Annotated in this window: 17 protein-coding genes; 11 read left to right on the top strand and 6 right to left on the bottom strand. The window is 66.5% G+C overall.

All coding sequences use genetic code 11. The annotated features are described in order from the left end of the window. Positions 1-109 precede the first annotated feature (109 nt). Positions 110-847 carry a pseudouridine synthase gene (locus tag AC27VL_RS14615; RefSeq protein WP_488767104.1) on the top strand — a complete coding sequence of 246 codons (738 nt, stop codon included), beginning with the start codon at positions 110-112 and terminating at the stop codon, positions 845-847. 84 nt (positions 848-931) lie between these two features. Here AC27VL_RS14615 and AC27VL_RS14610 read toward each other — a convergent pair whose 3' ends face one another. Then, entirely contained in the window at positions 932-1,450 is a 519-nt protein-coding gene (locus AC27VL_RS14610) for a DUF2059 domain-containing protein (protein WP_100554396.1), read from the bottom strand. Positions 1,451-1,584: 134 nt separating this feature from the next. Between AC27VL_RS14610 and arfB the strand changes: the two genes are divergently transcribed. The 3 genes from arfB (at position 1,585) to dcp (ending at position 4,891) form a co-directional block, all read left to right on the top strand. Next, a complete protein-coding gene (gene arfB, locus AC27VL_RS14605) occupies positions 1,585-2,016 on the top strand; it encodes an alternative ribosome rescue aminoacyl-tRNA hydrolase ArfB (RefSeq protein WP_089241560.1) in 432 nt (143 codons plus the stop codon). A gap of 4 nt (positions 2,017-2,020) precedes the next feature. After that, entirely contained in the window at positions 2,021-2,623 is a 603-nt protein-coding gene (locus AC27VL_RS14600; RefSeq protein ID WP_100554397.1) for a lysophospholipid acyltransferase family protein, read from the top strand. A gap of 111 nt (positions 2,624-2,734) precedes the next feature. Then, positions 2,735-4,891, top strand: coding sequence for a peptidyl-dipeptidase Dcp (gene dcp, locus AC27VL_RS14595; protein ID WP_100554398.1), 2,157 nt, complete (start codon positions 2,735-2,737; stop codon positions 4,889-4,891). Between the two features lie 375 nt (positions 4,892-5,266). Here the strand turns inward: dcp and AC27VL_RS14590 are convergent, their stop codons facing one another. Together AC27VL_RS14590 and AC27VL_RS14585 are read right to left on the bottom strand one after the other, a co-directional pair. Beyond that, positions 5,267-5,713, bottom strand: coding sequence for a hypothetical protein (locus AC27VL_RS14590; RefSeq protein ID WP_025875822.1), 447 nt, complete (start codon positions 5,711-5,713; stop codon positions 5,267-5,269). A 3-nt stretch (positions 5,714-5,716) separates the two neighbouring features. Beyond that, positions 5,717-6,118 carry a hypothetical protein gene (locus AC27VL_RS14585; RefSeq protein ID WP_488767101.1) on the bottom strand — a complete coding sequence of 134 codons (402 nt, stop codon included), beginning with the start codon at positions 6,116-6,118 and terminating at the stop codon, positions 5,717-5,719. Between the two features lie 254 nt (positions 6,119-6,372). On the opposite strand from AC27VL_RS14585, the gene lepB reads away from it, so the two are divergent. Both lepB and AC27VL_RS14575 read left to right on the top strand, forming a co-directional pair. Then, positions 6,373-6,999: a signal peptidase I gene (lepB, locus tag AC27VL_RS14580; RefSeq protein WP_488767099.1), complete on the top strand. Its 627-nt coding sequence runs from the start codon at positions 6,373-6,375 to the stop codon at positions 6,997-6,999. A gap of 121 nt (positions 7,000-7,120) precedes the next feature. Then, positions 7,121-8,377 (top strand): MFS transporter, encoded by a 1,257-nt coding sequence (locus AC27VL_RS14575; RefSeq protein ID WP_346579093.1) that lies wholly within the window; start codon positions 7,121-7,123, stop codon positions 8,375-8,377. Positions 8,378-8,458: 81 nt separating this feature from the next. Here AC27VL_RS14575 and AC27VL_RS14570 read toward each other — a convergent pair whose 3' ends face one another. Both AC27VL_RS14570 and AC27VL_RS14565 read right to left on the bottom strand, forming a co-directional pair. Beyond that, on the bottom strand, positions 8,459-9,367 hold the full coding sequence (locus AC27VL_RS14570) for a LysR family transcriptional regulator (RefSeq protein ID WP_100554401.1): 909 nt from the start codon (positions 9,365-9,367) through the stop codon (positions 8,459-8,461). 351 nt (positions 9,368-9,718) lie between these two features. Then, positions 9,719-10,687 carry a LysR family transcriptional regulator gene (locus AC27VL_RS14565; RefSeq protein WP_099819576.1) on the bottom strand — a complete coding sequence of 323 codons (969 nt, stop codon included), beginning with the start codon at positions 10,685-10,687 and terminating at the stop codon, positions 9,719-9,721. Positions 10,688-10,796: 109 nt separating this feature from the next. Here AC27VL_RS14565 and aceB point away from each other — a divergent pair, with 109 nt between their 5' ends. The 4 genes from aceB to AC27VL_RS14545 all read left to right on the top strand — a co-directional run bounded on the left by aceB (position 10,797) and on the right by AC27VL_RS14545 (position 17,725). Continuing rightward, entirely contained in the window at positions 10,797-12,434 is a 1,638-nt protein-coding gene (gene aceB / locus AC27VL_RS14560; protein WP_205405705.1) for a malate synthase A, read from the top strand. A 69-nt stretch (positions 12,435-12,503) separates the two neighbouring features. Continuing rightward, positions 12,504-13,805 carry an isocitrate lyase gene (aceA, locus tag AC27VL_RS14555; protein ID WP_100554403.1) on the top strand — a complete coding sequence of 434 codons (1,302 nt, stop codon included), beginning with the start codon at positions 12,504-12,506 and terminating at the stop codon, positions 13,803-13,805. A gap of 368 nt (positions 13,806-14,173) precedes the next feature. Then, positions 14,174-15,214 (top strand): GGDEF domain-containing protein, encoded by a 1,041-nt coding sequence (locus AC27VL_RS14550; protein WP_251477807.1) that lies wholly within the window; start codon positions 14,174-14,176, stop codon positions 15,212-15,214. A 15-nt stretch (positions 15,215-15,229) separates the two neighbouring features. Beyond that, entirely contained in the window at positions 15,230-17,725 is a 2,496-nt protein-coding gene (locus tag AC27VL_RS14545) for a putative peptide modification system cyclase (RefSeq protein ID WP_207764225.1), read from the top strand. A gap of 8 nt (positions 17,726-17,733) precedes the next feature. Here AC27VL_RS14545 and AC27VL_RS14540 read toward each other — a convergent pair whose 3' ends face one another. Beyond that, complete coding sequence (locus AC27VL_RS14540; protein WP_100554406.1) at positions 17,734-18,030, bottom strand: NHLP-related RiPP peptide; 297 nt, start codon at positions 18,028-18,030, stop codon at positions 17,734-17,736. Positions 18,031-18,177: 147 nt separating this feature from the next. Between AC27VL_RS14540 and AC27VL_RS14535 the strand changes: the two genes are divergently transcribed. After that, complete coding sequence (locus AC27VL_RS14535) at positions 18,178-19,335, top strand: putative peptide maturation dehydrogenase (protein WP_165781031.1); 1,158 nt, start codon at positions 18,178-18,180, stop codon at positions 19,333-19,335. Positions 19,336-19,349 lie beyond the last annotated feature (14 nt).

Below are 19,349 nucleotides of genomic sequence, written 5' to 3'. Positions count from 1 at the left end.
GTTCCCTCCTCCCCCCCCCCCCCCCCCCCCCCCCCCTCCACCCCCCCCCCCCCCTCCCCCCCCCCCCCCCCCACTACCCTATTCAGCGTGTCATCCGGATAATCGCGCGGTGAGCACCGAACCCGACACCCTCGCTGCGGTCGAGATTGAAACCGCGCCCCTGCAGCTGCTGCACCTGGATGAACGCCTGGCCGTGGTCAACAAGCCGGCCGGGCTGATGGTCCACGACAGCAAGCTGGCCCGTGGCGAAGATGATTTCCTCGCCGATCGCCTGCGCGAGCAGCTGGGTCGGCCGATCTTCCTGGTCCATCGCCTGGATCGCGCCACCAGTGGCTGCCTGCTGCTGGCCTTCGACCGCGACGCTGCCAGCATGCTGGGCAAGGCGCTGATGGGCGGCGAAGTAAGCAAGGACTATCTGGCGATCTGCCGCGGCTGGCCGGCCGAGGAGGCCTGGCAGGTCGATCATGACTTGGATGGTGGCCCGGGCAAGCCGGTAAAGAAGCCGGCGGTGACCGATTTCCAGCGTCTGGCTGCCGGCGAACTGTCGGTGCCGGTGGGGGAGTTCGCCAGTTCGCGCTATGCGCTGCTGCGCTGCCAGCCGCTGACGGGTCGCTTCCGGCAGATCCGCCGGCATCTGAAGCACCTGTCACATCACCTGATCGGCGATACCAGCCATGGTGATGGCCGGCACAACCGCAACTTCCGCATGCAGGGCGTGCACCGCATGCTGCTGCATGCGGAGCGGCTGCGCTTCCCGCATCCGGATGGCGGCATGGTGGACGTGCGCGCCCCGGTCGACGGTGAGTTCCAGAAGGCGCTGGACCTGTTCGGCTGGCAGGTGCCGTAGCGGTAGCGCCGGGCCATGCCCGGCGGCTTCTGCGATGAAACGGCCGCGCTTCGCGCTCGCCGGGCATGGCCCGGCGCTACCGCCTCATTTTTTTTCAGGCTCGTTGACGATCGCTTCCAGATCCTTCTGCAGATCGGCGAACAGCGGCTGCATGCGTGTCTGGATCGCCACCATCACGTTCTGCATCAGCGCCGGAGTCTTGTCGAGCAGGCTCTGGCCAGCCGGGCTCTCGTAGAACTCGGCCATGGCCAGCACGTCTTCCTTGCTGAAGGTCTTCTTGTACAGGTCCACGTACATCGGCCGCAGCTGCTGCCACGACAGTGCCTGGCGCAGGGTCTGGCTGGTACGGGCCTGGATGCGCTGCAGCTGTTCCTGCTGCTGGGCGTTGAGCTGGCGCTGTGCGGCCACCTGCTGGAACTGCTGCTGCTGCATCGATTCGATCTGCGGCAGCATGGTGTCGATCATGCTCTGCGCACGCGAGGCCGACAGCAGGCGGTTGATGTCGCCATCGGTGGGCGCTGCGGCCAGCACCGGCGCGCTTGCTGCGGCCAGCACCAGCAGCAGGGTTGCGCGGCGCAACACGGAGGGAACGAAGCGGATCATGCGGAGCGTCCTGCAGTACACGGGACGGCAAGCATACCCCCGGCAAAGGCGAAGGCGGCGTGTTCGGTGCCTGATCGGCGGCATACGGTGCGCGATGGCAGCCACGGCAACGCGGCTGCCGCTACAATGCGCGGATGGGCAACGGACCGGTCACCATCAGCGCGCAGCTTGAAATCCCCGACGGCGAGATCGTCGAGCGTTTCGTGCGTGCCAGTGGCGCCGGCGGCCAGAACGTCAACAAGGTGTCCACCGCGGTGGAACTGCGTTTCGACGTGGCCGGTTCGCCCTCGTTGCCCGAACCGTTGCGCGAGCGCCTGCTGGCGCGGCGCGACCGGCGCATGACCGGCGAAGGCGTGCTTGTCATCGACGCGCAACGTTTCCGGACCCAGGATCGCAATCGCGAGGATGCGCGCGAGCGGCTGGCGGCCTTCATCCAGGCCGGGCTGAGCGTGCCTAAACCACGCAAGGCCACCAAGCCGACCTTCGGGTCGAAACTGCGTCGTCTGGACGCCAAACGCGGGCGCGCGCAGATCAAGCGCGGGCGCTCATCACGTGACTGGGAGTGATTGCTTGAACAACCCGACGCCGTTGCTGCCGGCCATTCCGCCGAACATGCCACAGGTCAAGCCCAACCGTTTCCTGCGCTGGCTGGCGCGCTGCACGCTGCGCATGGGCGGCTGGAAAGTGACCGGCACCCTGCCGGATGTGCCGAAAGTGGTCTTCATCATCGCCCCGCATTCGTCCAACTGGGACGGGCTGTGGGGCATGGCCGCGAAGATCGCACTGGGCATGAAAGTGAAGGTGCTGGGCAAGGCCTCGCTGTTCTGGTGGCCACTGGGCCCGCTGCTGCACAGGCTCGGCGTGATCCCGCTGGACCGCAGCTCGCCGCAGGGCACCGTGGGCCAGGCCGTGGACCTGCTGCGCAACAACGAGAAGATGTGGTTCGCGATCACTCCGGAAGGCACCCGCAAGGCCGTCAAGGAATGGAAGGCCGGCTTCCTGAAGATCGCGCGGATGGCGGACGTGCCGATCCTGGCGGCCTATTTCCATTACCCGGAGAAGATCATCGGCATCGGTCCGCTGTTCATGCCGACCGGCGATGATGTCGCCGACATGGCGACCATCCGCGAGTTCTACCGGCCCTGGATCGGCAAGACCCGCGGCACGGTCTGAGCCGATCGCTGCCGGCAGCGTAGACGCCACGTCCGGCACATGCCGGGCGCCCGTGACAGGAGTAGGGTGGACGGCTGCCATCCCGTACCGTCTGCCCAAGGAGCGTTTTACATGTCGCGTACCGTAGTCCTGGCCGCCGCCATCAGCCTGGCGCTGGCGGCCTGTTCCGGCAAGGAGTCCACCCCCGTGTCCGAAGCCCAGAATGCACCGGCCCAGCAGCCGGCCGAAGCCTCCACCAACCCGCTGCTGACCGCCAGCAGCCTGCCGTTCCAGGCACCGCCGTTCGACAAGATCAAGGACAGCGATTACCTGCCGGCCTTCGAAGAAGGCATGCGCCTGCATCTGGCCGACGTGCGCAAGATCGCCGACAGCGCCGAGCCGGCCACCTTCGACAACACCATCGTGGCGATGGAGCGCAGCGGCGAGACCCTGACCCGCGTGTCGCGCATCTTCTTCGGCCTGGTCCAGGCCGATACCAACGATGCCCGCCAGAAGATCCAGGAAGAAGTGGCACCGAAGCTGGCCGCGCACCAGGACGAGATCAACCTCGATCCGAAGCTGTTCGCGCGCGTGAAGTCGCTGTACGACCAGCGCGAGACGCTGGGCCTGGATCCGGTGCAGAAGCGCCTGGTCGAGCATTACTACGACGGTCTGGTGCGCTCGGGCGCACAGCTGTCCGATGCTGACAAGGCAAGCCTGCGCAAGCTCAACGTGGAAGAAACCACGCTGTCCACGCAGTTCCACACCCGTCTGGTGGCTGCAACCGCCGCTGCCGCGGTGGTGGTGGACGACAAGGCCAAGCTGGCCGGCCTGGACGACGATGCGGTCAACAATGCCGCCGCCGCCGCCAAGGACCGCAAGCTGGACGGCAAGTTCCTGCTGCCGCTGCAGAACACCACCCAGCAGCCGGTGCTCGGCTCGCTGACCGACCGCGACCAGCGTGCGGCCGTGCTGAAGGCTTCGGAAACCCGTGCCGAGCGCGGCGATGCCAATGACACCCGGCAGACCGTGCAGCGCCTGGCCCAGCTGCGTGCGCAGAAGGCCAAGCTGCTCGGCTTCGACACCTTCGCCGACTACCAGCTGGGCGACCAGATGGCCAAGACCCCGGCGGCCGCGCTGAAGCTGCTGACCGACACCGTGCCGGCCGCCACCGCCAAGGCGCGTGCCGAGGCCGGCGAGATCCAGAAGGTGATCGACGCCCAGAAGGGTGGTTTCCAGGTGGCTGCCTCGGATTGGGACTTCTACGCCGAGCAGGTGCGCAAGGCCAAGTACGATCTGGACGAGTCGCAGATCAAGCCGTACTTCGAGCTGGACAACGTGCTGCAGAACGGCGTCTTCTACGCCGCCACCCAGCTGTACGGCATCACCTTCAAGCCGCGTACCGACATTCCGACCTACAACCCGGACATGAAGGTGTACGAAGTGTTCGACAAGGACGGCACCTCGCTGGCCCTGTTCTACACCGACTACTTCAAGCGTGACAGCAAGTCCGGTGGCGCCTGGATGGACGTGTTCGTCGAACAGGACGGCCTGACCGGTGCCAAGCCGGTGGTCTACAACGTCTGCAACTTCACCAAGCCGGCCGCTGGCCAGCCTGCGCTGATCAGCTTCGACGACGTCACCACCCTGTTCCATGAGTTCGGCCATGCACTGCACGGCATGTTCTCGAACGTGAAGTACCCGTCGATCGCCGGCACCGCCACCTCGCGCGACTTCGTCGAGTTCCCGTCGCAGTTCAACGAACACTGGGCGCTGGACCCGAAGGTGTTCGCCAACTACGCCAAGCACTACAAGACCGGCGAAGCGATGCCGCAGGAACTGGTCGACAAGATCCTCAAGGCGCGCAGCTTCAACCAGGGCTATGCGACCACCGAGTACCTGTCGGCCGCGCTGCTCGACCTGGCCTGGCACACGCAGAAGGCCGATGCCCCGCTGCAGGATGTCGGCGCCTTCGAAGCCAGCGCGCTGAAAAAGTTCAAGGTCGACCTGCCGCAGGTGCCGCCGCGTTACCGCACCACCTACTTCGACCACATCTGGGGTGGCGGCTATTCGGCCGGCTACTACGCCTACTTCTGGGCGGAAGTGCTGGACCATGACGCCTACCAGTGGTTCACCGAACACGGTGGCCTGACCGCCGCCAACGGCCAGGAATTCCGCGACAAGATCCTTTCGCGCGGCAACAGCGTGGAGCTGTCGACCCTGTACCGCGATTTCCGCGGCAAGGACCCGTCGGTGGAACCGCTGCTGAAGTTCCGCGGGCTGAAGTAAGCGCGGCCTGAAGTACGAAAGAAAAAACGGCGGGGGCAACCCCGCCGTTTTTCTTTGCGTCGATGCCATCGACGGATTCCGCAGTTTGTCGCTCATCCACGCATGGCGTGGATCCATGTGTCGACCAAGGTCGACACCTACCAAGAGCAGGCCATGCCATTCCGACAGTTCGCGGAAATCTGTCGAAGGCGGGGTGGGTCCGGTTGCGGGGGCGTGAGCGCCATGGATGGCGCGACCGAGCTTACAGGGACGTACTTGCAGCGTCCCCCGCAACCGGATCCACCCCGCCATCCCACGGAAATCCAGCCTCTGCTGTTGCTGTTGAGGTTGCCGGCCAGCGGCCGGCACTACCGGGTGCCGGGCGCAGCCCGGCCATCAGGTCCCTACGTGCACCCGGTTCGCCTGCTCGGCCAACCCCAGGTGATCCAGCGCGATGTCCAGCGCCAGCACATAGCTCTGCGCCCCATACCCGGCCGCGATCCCCAATCGCTGACCCACACCCGCCGGCAGGCACGGCTCGGCCACCGCACCGTCGTCATGCACTTCCACGTACGCGTTGTGCAGGTACGGCAGCAGCCGCTGCAGGCGCAGGCTGTCGGCACATGCGCCCGGATCGAGCAGCGTCACCTCGCCACGGCTGTGGTCGGCCACGCGCAGTGCGTCCAGCAGTTCCTGTTCCGAACCGCAGGCGCGGATCGCCACGCTGGTGCCCGCATCGATCGCACGGTGCACCAGTGATTTAAGTACCGGCGCCGGCAGCGGCGCGGCGGTACGGATCAGCGCGCCAGCCGCTTCCGGGCCACGGATGATGAAGATCGACATGGCTCAGCCCTCCCGTGCCAGGCGGCGGCCGACGATGGCCAACGACAGCGGATAACCCGCCTGCTGGCTGCGCTGGTCGACCACCACGGCGGCCGGGCCATGCTGCAGGCGCAGGCGCGCTTCCAGACCGGGCTGATGTGGTGACTGCAGTTCGATGTACTCCGCCGGCAGACCGTCCAATGCCGCCTGCAACGCGCCGCCCTCGGCACACCATTGCGCCTCGTCGGCCACGCCGACATCAAGCAGCACCCAGTCCGCGCTGCGCGCCTGCGGCTGGCACAGGCACTGGCGCACATCGGCCAGGCTGGCGCAGTCGGTGCACAGCACCGGATGGCCGGACAACTCGGCCGGCAGCATCGGACGCGGCACCGACGGCGACGCATGCCGGATCACCAGGAGGGTCATACAACACCTTGCGGAAAGCGCCCTGCGGCGCGGTAGGCACACGATGCGCGTGGTGGCCGTAAAGGTGCGATGCCCCGTGCCGGGCCTGGGCGTAAAACCTGCGTAACCCCTCCTGTAGCGCCGAGCCCATGCTCGGCTTGCTCGACGCTACGGAACGGCAGCCGAGCATGGGCTCGGCTCTACAGGATGCGGGCGCGGGAACCTCTGCGGGCCGGATGTGGTCTGATGCTGATACCACCCACCCGGAGCCTGTCATGGATGCTGTTGCCCGCCCCGCGTTTTCGCAGCGCACGCTTGCCTGGCTGAAGAAAGAAGCGCTGCCCCTGCTGGTGATGCTGGGCCTCCTCGCCGCCGCCCGCGATACCCTCGCCAACCACTACGTCGTGCCCAGCGGCTCGATGCAGCCGACGCTGCAACCGGGTGACCGGGTGGTGGTGGACATGCGCGCTTATGGCCTGCGCCTGCCGTTCACCAGCAAGGAACTGCTGGCTACCGGCACGCCGCAGCGTGGTGAGGTGGCCGTGTTCGATTCACCGGCCGACGGCACCCGCCTGATCAAGCGCGTCGCCGCCGTGGCCGGCGACCACGTGCAACTGCACGATGGCCACCTGAGCATCAACGGCCAGCCGCTGCAGATCGCTGACCTGGCCGACACCGAAGCCTTCGGTGAGCGCCGCGCCAGCCTCGACCTGGACAGGGGCGGTGGCCCGGACATCGCCGATCTGCAGGTGCCCGCCGGCAAGGTGCTGGTGCTGGGCGACCATCGCGGCAACAGCTTTGATGGCCGCTTCTTCGGCTTCGTCGATGCGGACAAGATCTACGGCCGTGCAGTGGCGGTCTATTACCGCCGTGGCGACGGCTTCGAGTGGCAGCGGTTGTAAGCTGAATCGATATGCCGGAAGTATCAATCCTGACCTATCAGGTTATGGATCGACTGGATGGACGGGCCTAGTCTGAGGCCCGTCCCCTCCATTCCGGCCGCCCCCACGGCCCACCGCCCCCATGACTGGCGAAACTCCGGCGGCCCTCGCCGACCGTCCCCGTACTGACCACGCTGCCGCCGACACCCGCATCCAGCAGGGAACGCCGGCCTTCCGCCGCACCGCGCTGGCACTGTTCCTGGCCGGCTTTTCGACCTTCGGCCTGCTGTACACGGTGCAGCCGCTGCTGCCCGAGTTCAGCCGCCACTTCGGCGTGTCCGCTGCGGGCAGCGCGATGTCGCTGTCGCTGACCACCGGCACCCTGGCCGTGGCCATGCTGCTGGCCGGCCTGCTGTCCGATGCGGTCGGCAGGCGCCCGCTGATGATCGTTGCATTGCTGGCCTCGGCCACGTTGTCGCTGTGCACGGCACTGGTCGATGACTGGTCCACCCTGCTGGTGCTGCGCACCCTGCTGGGGCTGGCGCTGAGCGGCGTACCAGCGGTGGCGATGACCTATCTGGTGGAAGAGATGGACAGCCGCGCGCTGGGCCTGGCGATGGGCCTGTACATCGGCGGCAATGCCATCGGTGGCATGAGTGGGCGCCTGCTGGCCGGCATCATCGCCGACCATTGGGGCTGGCGCTGGGGCATCGGCGTGGTCTCGATCATCGCCGTGGCCAGCACCGTGCTGCTGTGGCTGCAGCTGCCGCCGTCGCGCCACTTCCAGGCGAGCCGTAGTGGCCTGCGCCAGTTGCCCGCGCGCTGGCGCACGTTGTTCGCCGATCCTGGCCTGCCGTGGTTGTTCGCCACCTCGTTCGTGCTGATGGGCGTGTTCGTCACCCTCTACAACTACCTCGGTTACCACCTGCTGGCGCCGCCGTACCACCTCAGCCAGACCGTGGTCGGGTTGATCTTCAGCGTGTACCTCGTCGGTACCTTCAGTTCGGCGTGGATGGGCCAGCAGGCGACGCGCTATGGGCGCGGCCGCATCCTGTCGATCTCCTTCGGCCTGATCGCCGCCGGCATCGTGCTGCTGGCGATGCCGTGGCTGTCGGCGATGGCGGTGGGCATCGCGCTGGTGACGTTCGGCTTCTTCGGTGGCCATTCGGTGGCCAGCAGCTGGGTCGGCAGCCGCGCCGGTTCGATGCGTGCGGAAGCTTCAGCGTTGTACCTGTTCGCCTATTACCTGGGTTCGAGCGTGCTGGGCGGCGTGGGCGGCCTGGCCTATGCCGCGTGGGACTGGCTGGGCGTGTGCGCGTTCGCCGCGCTGCTGACCCTGATCGGCGGTGGGATCGTCTGGGCGCTGCAGCAGCGCGCCCCGCAGCCGGTGACGGCCTGATCCTGTCCGGTAGATGCCGACCTTGGTCGGCGTTGTGCCCCTGGGCCAACCAAGGTTGGCCACTACCGGGTGCGATGCACCTCACTCTTCGGCAAACGCCTCGCGCAGCAGCCCGGCGAAATTGCGGATCAACGGTGTCACACCCTCGCGGCGCCACGCCAGCTGCACTTCCGAATGCGCGCCGGCGTCGGCCAGCGGCACGAAGCGCGCACCTTCCACCCGGATGTGGTCGCACGACGAAGGCAGGATCGCCGCACCCAGTCCCGCTGCAGCCAGGCTGATCAGCGTCGACGCCTCACCGGCCTCCTGCACGATGCGTGGAGTGAAGCCCGCCGCCGCACACAGCGCGATCATGTGGTCATGGATGCCCGCCCCGGCGCTGCGGCGGAATGCCACGAATGGTTCCTGCGCCAGATCACGCAACGCCAGCGTGCCGCCTTTCGACAGTCGGCGCAGGGCAGGGTGGCCGGCATGCACGATCAACGCCAGTGGATCGACGAACAGGCTGTGCGCCACCAGCTCGGCCGGCAGCGTGCGCTTGCGGATGATGCCCACGTCCAGCGAGCCATCGAGCAGCGCATCGATCTGCTGCAGGGTATTCATCTCGCTCAGCTGCAACCGCACCTGCGGATACTGCTGACGGTACTGCAGGATCGAACGCGGAATCTGCGGCGACAACGGCGTAGCCCGGGTCAGGCCGATACGCAGCTCACCCTGCTCGCCACGCTGCGCGCGCTGCACTTCATCCACCGCCGATTCCACCTGCTGCACGATGCCGCGCGCACGTTCCTGCAGCAGTTCCCCCGCAGCCGTCAGCTGCACACGTCGATGGCTGCGCACGAACAACCGCGCACCGATCAGCTCCTCCAGCTGCCGGATCTGCTGGCTGAGCGGCGGCTGCGACATCCCCAACCGCTCGGCCGCCTGGCCGAAGTGCAAGGTATCGGCGACAGCAAGGAAGTAACGCAGATGGCGCAGTTCGATGGACATGCGTGCAGTCTATCCAGCCCGACCCCACGAGTCCCCATCCACGCATGGCGTGGATCTACCGTGTCGACCAAGGTCGACACCCACCAACAGCAGCACAGAAAACGCCGTTCCGACAGCAGCCGGAACCTGTCTAAGGCGGGGTGGGTCCGGTTGCGGGGGTGTCCGCGGCATGGATGCCGCGGCCAAGCCCCCAGGGACGGGTTCACGGCGTCCCCCGCAACCGGACCCACCCCGCCATCCCACGGAATCCCCGCTGTTGCCGTTGATGTTGCCGTTGCCCTTGCCGTTGCCGTTGCCCTTGCCGTTGCCGTTGCTTCTGCAGGTGCAGGGCGCAGCCCTGCCGGCAAACCCTCACCGCTCCGAATGCCCGCTCTGGTCGTAATCGCGCGGACTGAACAACTCCGGCTGGATCAGCTCGACAAATGCCCGCGCCTGCGCCGACAGCGCCTTGCCGCGGCGCACGATCACCCCATAACTCCGCTCCGGGAACCAACGCTTCATCGAGCGTGCGGCCAACCGCTCGTGGTCGGCATCGTTCAGGCACAGCGCCGGCACGATGGAAATGCCCATGCCCATCGCCACGTACTGCTTGATCACTTCCCAGCCGCCCACTTCCAGCGCAACCGTGTAGGCGATGCGGTGGCGCTGGAACACCTGGTCCACCAGCCGGTAAGTGATCTGCCGCTTCGGCGGCAGCACCAGCGGGTACCGGGCGATGTCGGCCAGTTCCAGCTCGCCACCGCTTGCCAGCGGATGGTCATGCGGGGCGATCAGCACCTGTTCGAAACGGTAGGCCGGGGCGTAGCTGAGGTCGGCCGGCACATCGGTCATCGAGCCGATCGCCAGGTCGGCGGCATCCTCGCGCAGCAGGTCGGTCCCGTCGGCACTGATGGCGTTGTGCAGGGTCAGGCGAACGTCGGGGTAGTGCTGGCGGAAGCGTTCGACGATCTTCGGCAGCAGGTACAGGATGGTCGAGCTGTTGGCGGCGATGTTCAGCTCGCCCGCGTCCAGCCCGCGCACCTTGTCGCGGAAGCGCGCTTCCAGGCCGTCCAGGCTTTCCACCAGCGGCTGCGCCATTTCATACAGCAGCTGGCCCTCGCGGCTGGGCACCAGGCGCCGGCCGCTACGCTCGAACAGCGGCACCCCCAACTCACGCTCCAGCGCCTGCAACTGCAGGCTGATGGCCGGTTGGCTGACGAAAAGCGCCTCAGCGGCCCGTGAGACCGAGCCTAGACGCACGGTCTGACAGAACGCGCGCAGCGGCTTCAGCCGATCGGATTTGTAGGAAAAACGGGGACTTGGCGAGGTGCGCGTGGTCATGGCGTCACAAGTATTAGCACAAGTTATGTAAAGCATTGCAAAAACTGTTTTGCCAAATACAGGGCTGCGGCCGCACGGTGGAGTCGTTCCCCCACGCTGGAGTCCTCACATGTCCGCCGTCGCTTCCGCTGTTCCTTCCACCGCTGCCAAGGCCACGCCGGGCATCGCCCTGGCGACCCAGGTGGCGGGCCAGGCCACCGTGCTGCCGGCGCCCTTGCTGGCCCTGCTGGTGTCCCTGCACCGGGCAGTGGAACCCGGCCGGCAGGCGCGGCTGCAGGCCCGCCGCGAGCGCCAGGCATTCTTCGACCAGGGCGGCTTGCCGGACTTCCGCCAGGACACCACCGCGATCCGCAGCGGTGACTGGACCGTGGCGCCGCTGCCGGCCGCGCTGCAGGACCGCCGCGTCGAGATCACCGGGCCGACCGACCCGAAGATGGTCATCAACGCGCTGAACTCCGGCGCCAAGGTGTTCATGGCCGACTTCGAGGATTCGACCTCGCCGACCTGGCGCAACCTGCTGGCCGGTCAGCAGTCGCTGGCTGCGGCGGTGCGCGGCGACCTGCAGTACACCGCACCGGCATCCAACGGCAAGGCGGGCAAGCATTACGCGCTGCGCCCCTACGACGAGCAGGCGGTGCTGATCGTGCGTCCGCGCGGCTGGCACCTGGACGAAAAGCATGTGCGCGTCGATGGCCAGTTCCTCGCCGGCGGCCTGTTCGATGCGGCGGTGTTCGCCTTCCACAATGCGCGCGCGCTGCAGTCCAGGGATCGTGGCCCGTACTTCTACCTGCCCAAGCTGCAGAGCATGGAAGAGGCGGCGTTGTGGGAGACCGCGCTGTCGCACATCGAAGGCATGCTCGGCCTGCCGCACGGGCAGATCAAGGTGACCGTGCTGATCGAAACGCTGCCGGCAGTGTTCGAGATGGACGAGATCCTGCACGCCCTGCGCGATCGCATCGTCGGCCTCAACTGCGGACGCTGGGATTACATCTTCTCGTACCTGAAGACCTTCCGCCGCCACGCTGACCGCGTGCTGCCCGAGCGCGGCCAGGTGACCATGACCCAGCCGTTCCTGAAGGCGTATTCGGAACTGCTGATCCAGACCTGCCATCGCCGCGGCGCACATGCGATGGGTGGCATGGCCGCGCAGATTCCGATCAACAACGATGCCGCCGCCAACGAGCAGGCGATGGCGCGGGTGCGTGCCGACAAGCTGCGCGAAGTGACCGCCGGGCACGATGGCACGTGGGTCGCGCACCCCGCGCTGATTCCGGTGGCGATGGCGATCTTCGACGAACACATGCCCACGCCCAACCAGCACCACGTGCTGCGCCAGGACGTGCGCGTGGGCCGCGATGAACTGATTGCGCGTCCGCCGGGCACGATCACCCGCGCCGGCTTCGAAGGCAATGTCGAAGTCTGCGTGCGCTACCTGGCCGCGTGGCTGGACGGCAACGGCTGCGTGCCGATCCACCACCTGATGGAGGACGCAGCGACCGCCGAGATCAGCCGCAGCCAGCTGTGGCAGTGGCTGCACACGCCGGGCCAGCAGCTGGACGACGGCACCGCGATTGATCTGGCACTGCTCGATACCACCCTGGCGCAGCTGCCCGCGCGCCTTGGCGATACCTCGGCGCTGCCCGGTGGCGGCCGCATCGAAGAAGCCATCACCCTGCTGGCCGAGCTGAGCCGCAGCAACGAACTGACCGATTTCCTGACCCTGCCGGCGTACGCGCGCATCGACTGATCGCTGCACGCCACTTTCCTCGCCGCTTCCTTCCCCGCTGCATCCGCACGAACCGAACTGGAGATAGACATGAGCACGCTGCCCACTGCCGAACAGATCCAGCACGACTGGGACACCAATCCGCGCTGGGAAGGCATCCAGCGCAACTACAGCGCCGCCGACGTGGTGCGCCTGCGCGGCACCGTCCATATCGAGCATTCGCTGGCCCGGCTGGGTGCGGAAAAGCTGTGGAAATCGCTGCATGAGCGCGACTTCGTCAATGCGCTCGGCGCGCTGACCGGCAACCAGGCCATGCAGCAGGTGAAGGCCGGGCTGAAGGCGATCTACCTGTCCGGTTGGCAGGTGGCGGCCGATGCCAACCTGGCCGGGCAGATGTACCCGGACCAGTCGCTGTATCCGGCCGATTCGGTGCCGGCGGTGGTCAAGCGCATCAACAACACGCTGCTGCGCGCCGACCAGCTGCACCATGCCGAAGGCAAGGATGACATCGACTTCCTGCAGCCGATCGTGGCCGATGCCGAAGCCGGTTTCGGCGGCGTGCTCAACGCCTTCGAACTGATGAAGGCGATGATCGAAGCCGGTGCGGCCGGCGTGCACTTCGAAGACCAGCTGGCTTCGGTGAAGAAGTGCGGGCACATGGGCGGCAAGGTGCTGGTGCCGACCCGCGAGGCGATCGAGAAGCTCAACGCCGCGCGACTGGCCGCCGACGTGCTGGGTGTGCCGACCCTGCTGGTGGCGCGTACCGACGCCGAGGCTGCTGATCTGCTGACCAGCGACATCGATGGCAACGACACGCCGTTCGCTACCGGCGAGCGCACCGTGGAAGGCTTCTACAAGACCCGCAACGGCTTGGACCAGGCCATCAGCCGTGGCCTGGCGTACGCGCCCTATGCCGATCTGGTGTGGTGCGAGACCGGCAAGCCGGACCTGGAATTCGCGCGGAAATTCGCCGAGGCGATCCATGCGAAGTTCCCGGGCAAGCTGCTGGCCTACAACTGCTCGCCCAGCTTCAACTGGAAGAAGAACCTGGACGACGCCACCATCGCCAAGTTCCAGAAGGAGCTGGGCAGCTACGGCTACAAGTTCCAGTTCATCACCCTGGCTGGTTTCCACGCGCTGAACTACGGCATGTTCAACCTGGCCCACGGCTATGCGCGCCGGCAGATGAGCGCCTTCGTGGAATTGCAGGAAGCCGAGTTTGAAGCGGCCGAGCGAGGCTTCACCGCGGTCAAGCACCAGCGCGAGGTCGGCACCGGCTACTTCGATGCGGTTACCCAGGCGATTCAGCAGGGGCAGTCCTCGACCACCGCGCTGACCGGCTCGACCGAGGAAGAGCAGTTCCACGGCGAGCGCAGCGAACGCGCCGCGTGATCCGGTAGGGCCGGCCGCTGGCCGGCAACCACACGATGCTCCGGGCGCTGCGTGGCAGCCGGCCAGCGGCCGGCTCTACCGGGGCTGCGGATCCGATCAGGGTGGCCAGGGAAGGGCCAGACGACGCCGGCAGATCGGGGGATCTGCCGGCGTCGTTGTATCTGTGGCTGCCGCGACAATCGGCGTCGCGGCTTCGCCAAGATATTGATATGGCTTGCTTTCCTTCTGCCGCCAACACGCGTGAATGAGGCGTTTCTCTGTGAATGAGGCGGAGTGCCGCGTCTTCACAAAAATGAGAAGCGGCGCACAGTTTGATTCACTGATATGCTCCGCGGCTCACCAGGGGACGCTGGCGGCGGGTGCAGGGAATGACCGGCAGGGGTGCGGCCGAGAACATCGACACGACAACCGGTATCGCCAAGGTGGCGATGGCCGAGATCGTGCACGCGCTGCTTTCCGAAGAAGAGGTCGCCCTGTTTGCCCGGTTCGCCCAGCCCTGCAGGGTGGAAGCGGGCCAGTGGCTGTTCCAGCGCGGCCATCGCGGCGAGTGCATGTACATCATCCTCGAAGGCCTGATCGAGCTGGATTTCGGCGAGGACCTGGTGCTCAAGACGCTCGGCCGGCATGAATTTTTCGGTGAGCTCGGCCTGTTGATGGGCGACCATCTGCGCAGCGCCAGCGCGCGGGTGATGGCCGACTGCCATGTGCTGGAACTGGGGCCGGCGGATTTCCATCGTCTGGTCGAGTCCGACCCGGGCCTGGTGGCCTACTTCCTGCGGCGCACGATCCTGCGCGTGCTGACCAACGAGCAGGCCCTGATCAGCCAGCTGCGGCGGCGCAACCATGACCTGGAAGCCGCGCTGGACAACCTGTACATCACCACCCACCAGCTGACCCACACGCGTGAGCTGGTGCGCACCGACGAACTGACCGGCCTGCACAACCGCCGCGGCCTGGCCCTGTACCTGCAGGAATGCCACACGCAGGAAGAAGGGCCTCCGCAGGCATTGCTGCTGATCGACTGCGACCGGTTCAAGCAGATCAACGACCGCCATGGCCACCAGGCCGGTGACCGGGTGCTGCAGAGCATGGGCAACATCCTGCGCTCGATGGCCGGTGAACATGACCTGGCCTGCCGTCTGGGCGGCGACGAGTTCTGCCTGATCCTGCGCCGGGGCAACACCGAGATCGTGCAGCACGCCGCCGAGTTCATCCTCAGCGCGGTGCACGGCCTGCTCGAGCGCAGCCATGGCACCCCGCACGTGAGTCTGGCCAGCATCGGGGCCAGCCTGCTGGCCCCTGACGCGGACTGGAGCGAGTGGTACGCTCGCGCCGATCGTGCGCTGTACCAAGCCAAGCGCGCAGGCGGCAACTGCCTGCGGTGGACCGATGGTCCGGATGGACAATGAGCGGAGATCCAGGCGATGAATGGCGACAACGGAACGTCGACCCCGCATAACGCCCAACTGCGGGCGCTGCTGTTCACCGACCTGTGCGATTCGCTGCAGTTGGTGGAGCGTATCGGTGACGCCGCCGCAGCCACCCTGTTCCAGGAACACGACCGTCTGGTGCTGGTGTTGCAGCATCGCTGGAACGGGCAGCTGATCGACCGTTCGGATGGTCTGTTCCTGCTGTTCGAACGCCCGGTGGATGCACTCGGGTTTGCACTGGATTACCAACGCGACCTGCAGGCACTTGGCGAACAGCGCAGGGTTGAACTGCGTGCACGGGCGGGCCTGCATGTGGGTGATGTGCTGACCTGGGAAAACAGTCCCGAAGCGGTCAAGGTCGGCGCCAAGTCGATGGAAGTCGAAGGCCTGGCCAAGCCGATGGCCGCGCGCCTGATGACCCTGGCGCGTCCTGGCCAGATCCTGATGTCGGCGGTTGCCGAGTCGCTGACCCGACGTGCCACGGATGCCCTGGGCGAGCGCGGCGAACGCCTGCTGTGGAAGTCGCACGGGCGTTGGCGGTTCAAAGGCATGCCGACCGTCCAGGAAGTGATTGAAGTTGGCGAGATCGGCTTTGCTCCGCTGCGCCTGCCGCGCGCCAACGCCAAGGCACGGCGTGATCTGCCGTTGTGGCGGCAGCCGGTGGTGCTGCTGGCGGAAAGCCTGATCCTGGCGTCTGTCGTGGTGGGGGGATGGTTCCTGCTGCGCCCGGAGCCGGCAATTGCATTTTCAGAGCGCGATTGGGTGGTGCTGGCCGATCTTGAGAATTTCACAGGTGAGCCGGTGTTCGATGAATCGACACGCCACGCGATCCTGATCGCACTGGAACAATCGCGCTACGTGAATGTGCTGTCCGAAGGCAAGATCCGCGAAAGCCTGGAAATGGCGCGCTTGTCCGGGGATACCCGCTTGAACCGCGGTGCAGCCATCGATGTGGCCATGCGCGAAGGTGCACGGGCGGTGCTGTTACCCACTGTTCGCCCCAAAGCAGGGGGCTATCAGCTGGGAATCGATGTGGTGGCGCCCGGCAGCGGGCAGGTGGTGCGCAGCTTCACCGTCGCCGCCGACGGCCCTGACCAGATGATGTTCGCGGTGGACGATGTCGTCGGTCGTCTGCGCCGCGGCCTCGGCGAATCGGTTGCCAGCCTGGAACAGTCCCTGCCGCTGCCGAAGGCCTCCACCCGCGACCTGCGCGCCCTGCGCGCCTATGCCCTGGCCGAGAATGCCCTGGGCCAGCGCCGCTTCGAGGAAGCACGCAATCTTTACCAGGCGGCGATCGACATCGATCCCGGTTTCGCGCTGGCTTACATGGGCGTGGCCAAGCTGCTGGCCCGTACTGAAGAGGGGCGGCAAGCCCGCGAGGCGATGCAGCACGCGCTCGCCCAGCAGGAGCGCCTGCCACCGCGCGAGCGCCTGTACCTGAAGGCCTGGCAGGCGGAGCTGGAGCCGGGTGGCTGGGCCCTTGAACAATGGCGGACCCTGGCCAAGGTCTATCCCGATTCCTTTGCCGGGTTGTCCAACACGACCTGGCTGCTGCTGCAGGACAATCGTTTCAGCGAAGCCGAATCCTACGCCCATGCGGCGTCCGTACCGCAGGATCCGCTGCGGCTGTATCCGATGGTGCAGCTGGCACGCATCCAGATCGCGCACAACCAACCGCAGCTCGCCGCCGAAACGCTGGTGCAGGCACAAGGGCTGCGCGGCCGCGATGATCCCGATGACACGGGGGTCGATGTGTTGGTGGCGCAGCGCCGTTATGTGCAGGCCGGACAGCTGCTGGTGAAGCTGCGCACCGGTGATGCGCTGGCGCAGCGTATGCGGCTGCGTGCACAGCTGCTGCTGGCCGCTGACCAGGGTGATTGCGCGTCGATGCAGGCGGCCGTGCGCGAGGACGCGCCGGCACCTGAGCTTGCGGACATGCAGGTGCAACAGCGATTGCAGCACGCCAGTGTGACCACGTTGTGCGCGGCGGGCGACAAAGCCGAGCTGCAGGCCATCGCAGCGCAGCTGCAGCCGCTGCTGGAAGATCGCGACGATCCCATGCAGCAGGCCCGCAGCCTGCAGTGGCTGGCCCTTGTCTATCTGGCTCAGCGGCAGGGACAGACCGATGTCGCCGAAGGCTGGCTGCATGCCAACGAGGCGCTGCTGCGCGCCCAGCGCAGCCCGATGGTCGGTAAATGGATGCGCGTGGTTGCAGCGATGGGCGAACTGCAGGGACAACGGCCTGACGCCGCGCGCGCGCTGATCGAGCCGATGCTCGATGGCAGTGAACCGGTGCAGGCGCACGTGGTACTGCTGCATGCGCTACGGGCGCAGAGCGATGACGCCGGCGTGCACCGCGAACAGGAATGGCTGGCCCGTCACCGTGGTCAGGCCATAGCCGAAGTCACGGCGATGCAGGTCTGGCAGCCGCTGAACGTGCACGATGTATCGACCTGGGCCGCACCGTCCAAAGCGGTCGGCGCGCCCTGAGGCAGTAATCAGCCGCCGATGCGCTCGTCGACTTTGCCGGCTTCGAAGCAGAACACCACATTCATCGCGGTCAGCGAGCTGGCCAGGTACTTCTGCAGGCCGTCACGAACGCGGGTGAGTTCTTCCACCGAGGCGAGCGAGTCGATCTTCATGCAGTCCTTCTCACCCAAGGCGGCGTCCAGGCCGATGCTGGAGAGGGCCTGAGCCGGTGATTCGGCGAATCGTTCGCGGAACGCGGCATCGTTGATGAGGTTGTCCAGCAGTACGCCGGCGTCTTCAGCGGAAAGGCGGGGGTCGGTAGCCATGTCGATCATCCAGAGTAGAACCTACGGTATCGGCCACCAGCGCTCGGCATTTAGGGCGACGTGTGCATTGCACACGAACACGGCCGCAGTACCGCGGCGGGTGTGGGCAACCCGCATACTATGGGTTCAACTGGTGGAAGAGCAATGATGCAGATCCGACGTTGCGCGATCGTGATGTTCGAACCCCGCAGCGAAGTCTCGCTGGACCTCTCCCTGCTGCTGCAGGGCCAGGCGGGCCTGGCCACGCGCATGCATTGGCAGGCCCTTGCTGCCCACCTGGAGGCACCCGTGGAGGTGAGCATCGAGGAAGTCGACGTACTGGGCCGCATCGCGTCTGATCACTGGGTGGAGCCTGCACAGGTCGGCATCGAAGGCGCCGTGCTGGCACGGCTGCTGGAGATCGGTCTGGTGATCAGTCAGGAGCCTGGTGGGGCGGCGCATCGGGACCGCGACCAGCGGGTGCGCGACGCCAACTGGTGGCCTCTGTCGGCGCTGCAGCACCGGATGGGTCGCTGGGGAGATATCAACAGCGCGCGTGAGATGCGCGAACACAAGCTGGTCACGGCGCAGGATCTGCATGCCAGGTTCGGTGCGCCGCCCGTCGCAGTGGACGCGCCCGATACCGATCCCTTGGTGTTACCCGATACGCCTGACGATGCGCGTGACCAGCTGCTGCGAAAGCGTGCAACCTGCCGCAACTTCGATGCGCAGCGTGCGCTGGCGCTTCCGCTGGTGGCGCAGGTGCTCAAGCGGACCGTGCAGGCACACGCTGCTCTGCGGCCGGGGGACGGCATGGAATTCCTGAAGAAGAACATTCCTTCCGGCGGCGGCCTGCATCCGTTGGAAACCTATGTGGTCGCCCTGGCTGTCGACGGTCTTGCGCCAGGCGTCTATCACTACCATCCGATGGAACACGCATTGCGATCGGTCGCCGTCGCCACCGATGACCTGCGCAGCATGGTGCTGGGTTTTGTTTCCGGGCAGGACTGGTTCGCCGACGCTCCGCTGCACATCATCCAGGTGGCACGCTTCCCACGCAGCTTCTGGAAATACCGCAGCCATCCAAAGGCCTACAGGGCCGTGCTGCTTGATGCGGGGCACCTTTCGCAACAGTGGATGCTGTCAGCCACCGAACTTGGGCTGGCCGCGTACGTGACTGCGGCGATCAACGAAATCAACGTGGAGAAGGCGCTGGGGCTGGATGGCATCGACGCCAGCCCGGTGATGATATGTGGCCTGGGGTGGCGCGCGGCCGCCCAGGTCACCAGTGAATTCGACCCGCTGCAGCAGGTCTGGCGGGAGTAAGCCGCCAGAACTGC

The organism is Stenotrophomonas sp. 14P6.2.3 (genome assembly GCF_057799055.1).
Note: the sequence above shows the minus strand (reverse complement) of the source record. Positions and strands in the feature narration are given on the sequence as shown.

Excerpts from the sequence above, each read along its gene's own strand:
- AC27VL_RS14610 (WP_100554396.1), bottom strand. The coding sequence starts at position 1,450 with ATGATCCGCTTCGTTCCCTCCGTGTTGCGCCGCGCAACCCTGCTGCTG.
- arfB (WP_089241560.1), top strand. The coding sequence starts at position 1,585 with ATGGGCAACGGACCGGTCACCATCAGCGCGCAGCTTGAAATCCCCGAC.
- dcp (WP_100554398.1), top strand. The coding sequence starts at position 2,735 with ATGTCGCGTACCGTAGTCCTGGCCGCCGCCATCAGCCTGGCGCTGGCG.
- AC27VL_RS14590 (WP_025875822.1), bottom strand. The coding sequence starts at position 5,713 with ATGTCGATCTTCATCATCCGTGGCCCGGAAGCGGCTGGCGCGCTGATC.
- AC27VL_RS14585 (WP_488767101.1), bottom strand. The coding sequence starts at position 6,118 with ATGACCCTCCTGGTGATCCGGCATGCGTCGCCGTCGGTGCCGCGTCCG.
- lepB (WP_488767099.1), top strand. The coding sequence starts at position 6,373 with ATGGATGCTGTTGCCCGCCCCGCGTTTTCGCAGCGCACGCTTGCCTGG.
- AC27VL_RS14575 (WP_346579093.1), top strand. The coding sequence starts at position 7,121 with ATGACTGGCGAAACTCCGGCGGCCCTCGCCGACCGTCCCCGTACTGAC.
- AC27VL_RS14570 (WP_100554401.1), bottom strand. The coding sequence starts at position 9,367 with ATGTCCATCGAACTGCGCCATCTGCGTTACTTCCTTGCTGTCGCCGAT.
- AC27VL_RS14565 (WP_099819576.1), bottom strand. The coding sequence starts at position 10,687 with ATGACCACGCGCACCTCGCCAAGTCCCCGTTTTTCCTACAAATCCGAT.
- aceB (WP_205405705.1), top strand. The coding sequence starts at position 10,797 with ATGTCCGCCGTCGCTTCCGCTGTTCCTTCCACCGCTGCCAAGGCCACG.
- aceA (WP_100554403.1), top strand. The coding sequence starts at position 12,504 with ATGAGCACGCTGCCCACTGCCGAACAGATCCAGCACGACTGGGACACC.
- AC27VL_RS14550 (WP_251477807.1), top strand. The coding sequence starts at position 14,174 with ATGACCGGCAGGGGTGCGGCCGAGAACATCGACACGACAACCGGTATC.
- AC27VL_RS14545 (WP_207764225.1), top strand. The coding sequence starts at position 15,230 with ATGAATGGCGACAACGGAACGTCGACCCCGCATAACGCCCAACTGCGG.
- AC27VL_RS14540 (WP_100554406.1), bottom strand. The coding sequence starts at position 18,030 with ATGGCTACCGACCCCCGCCTTTCCGCTGAAGACGCCGGCGTACTGCTG.
- AC27VL_RS14535 (WP_165781031.1), top strand. The coding sequence starts at position 18,178 with ATGCAGATCCGACGTTGCGCGATCGTGATGTTCGAACCCCGCAGCGAA.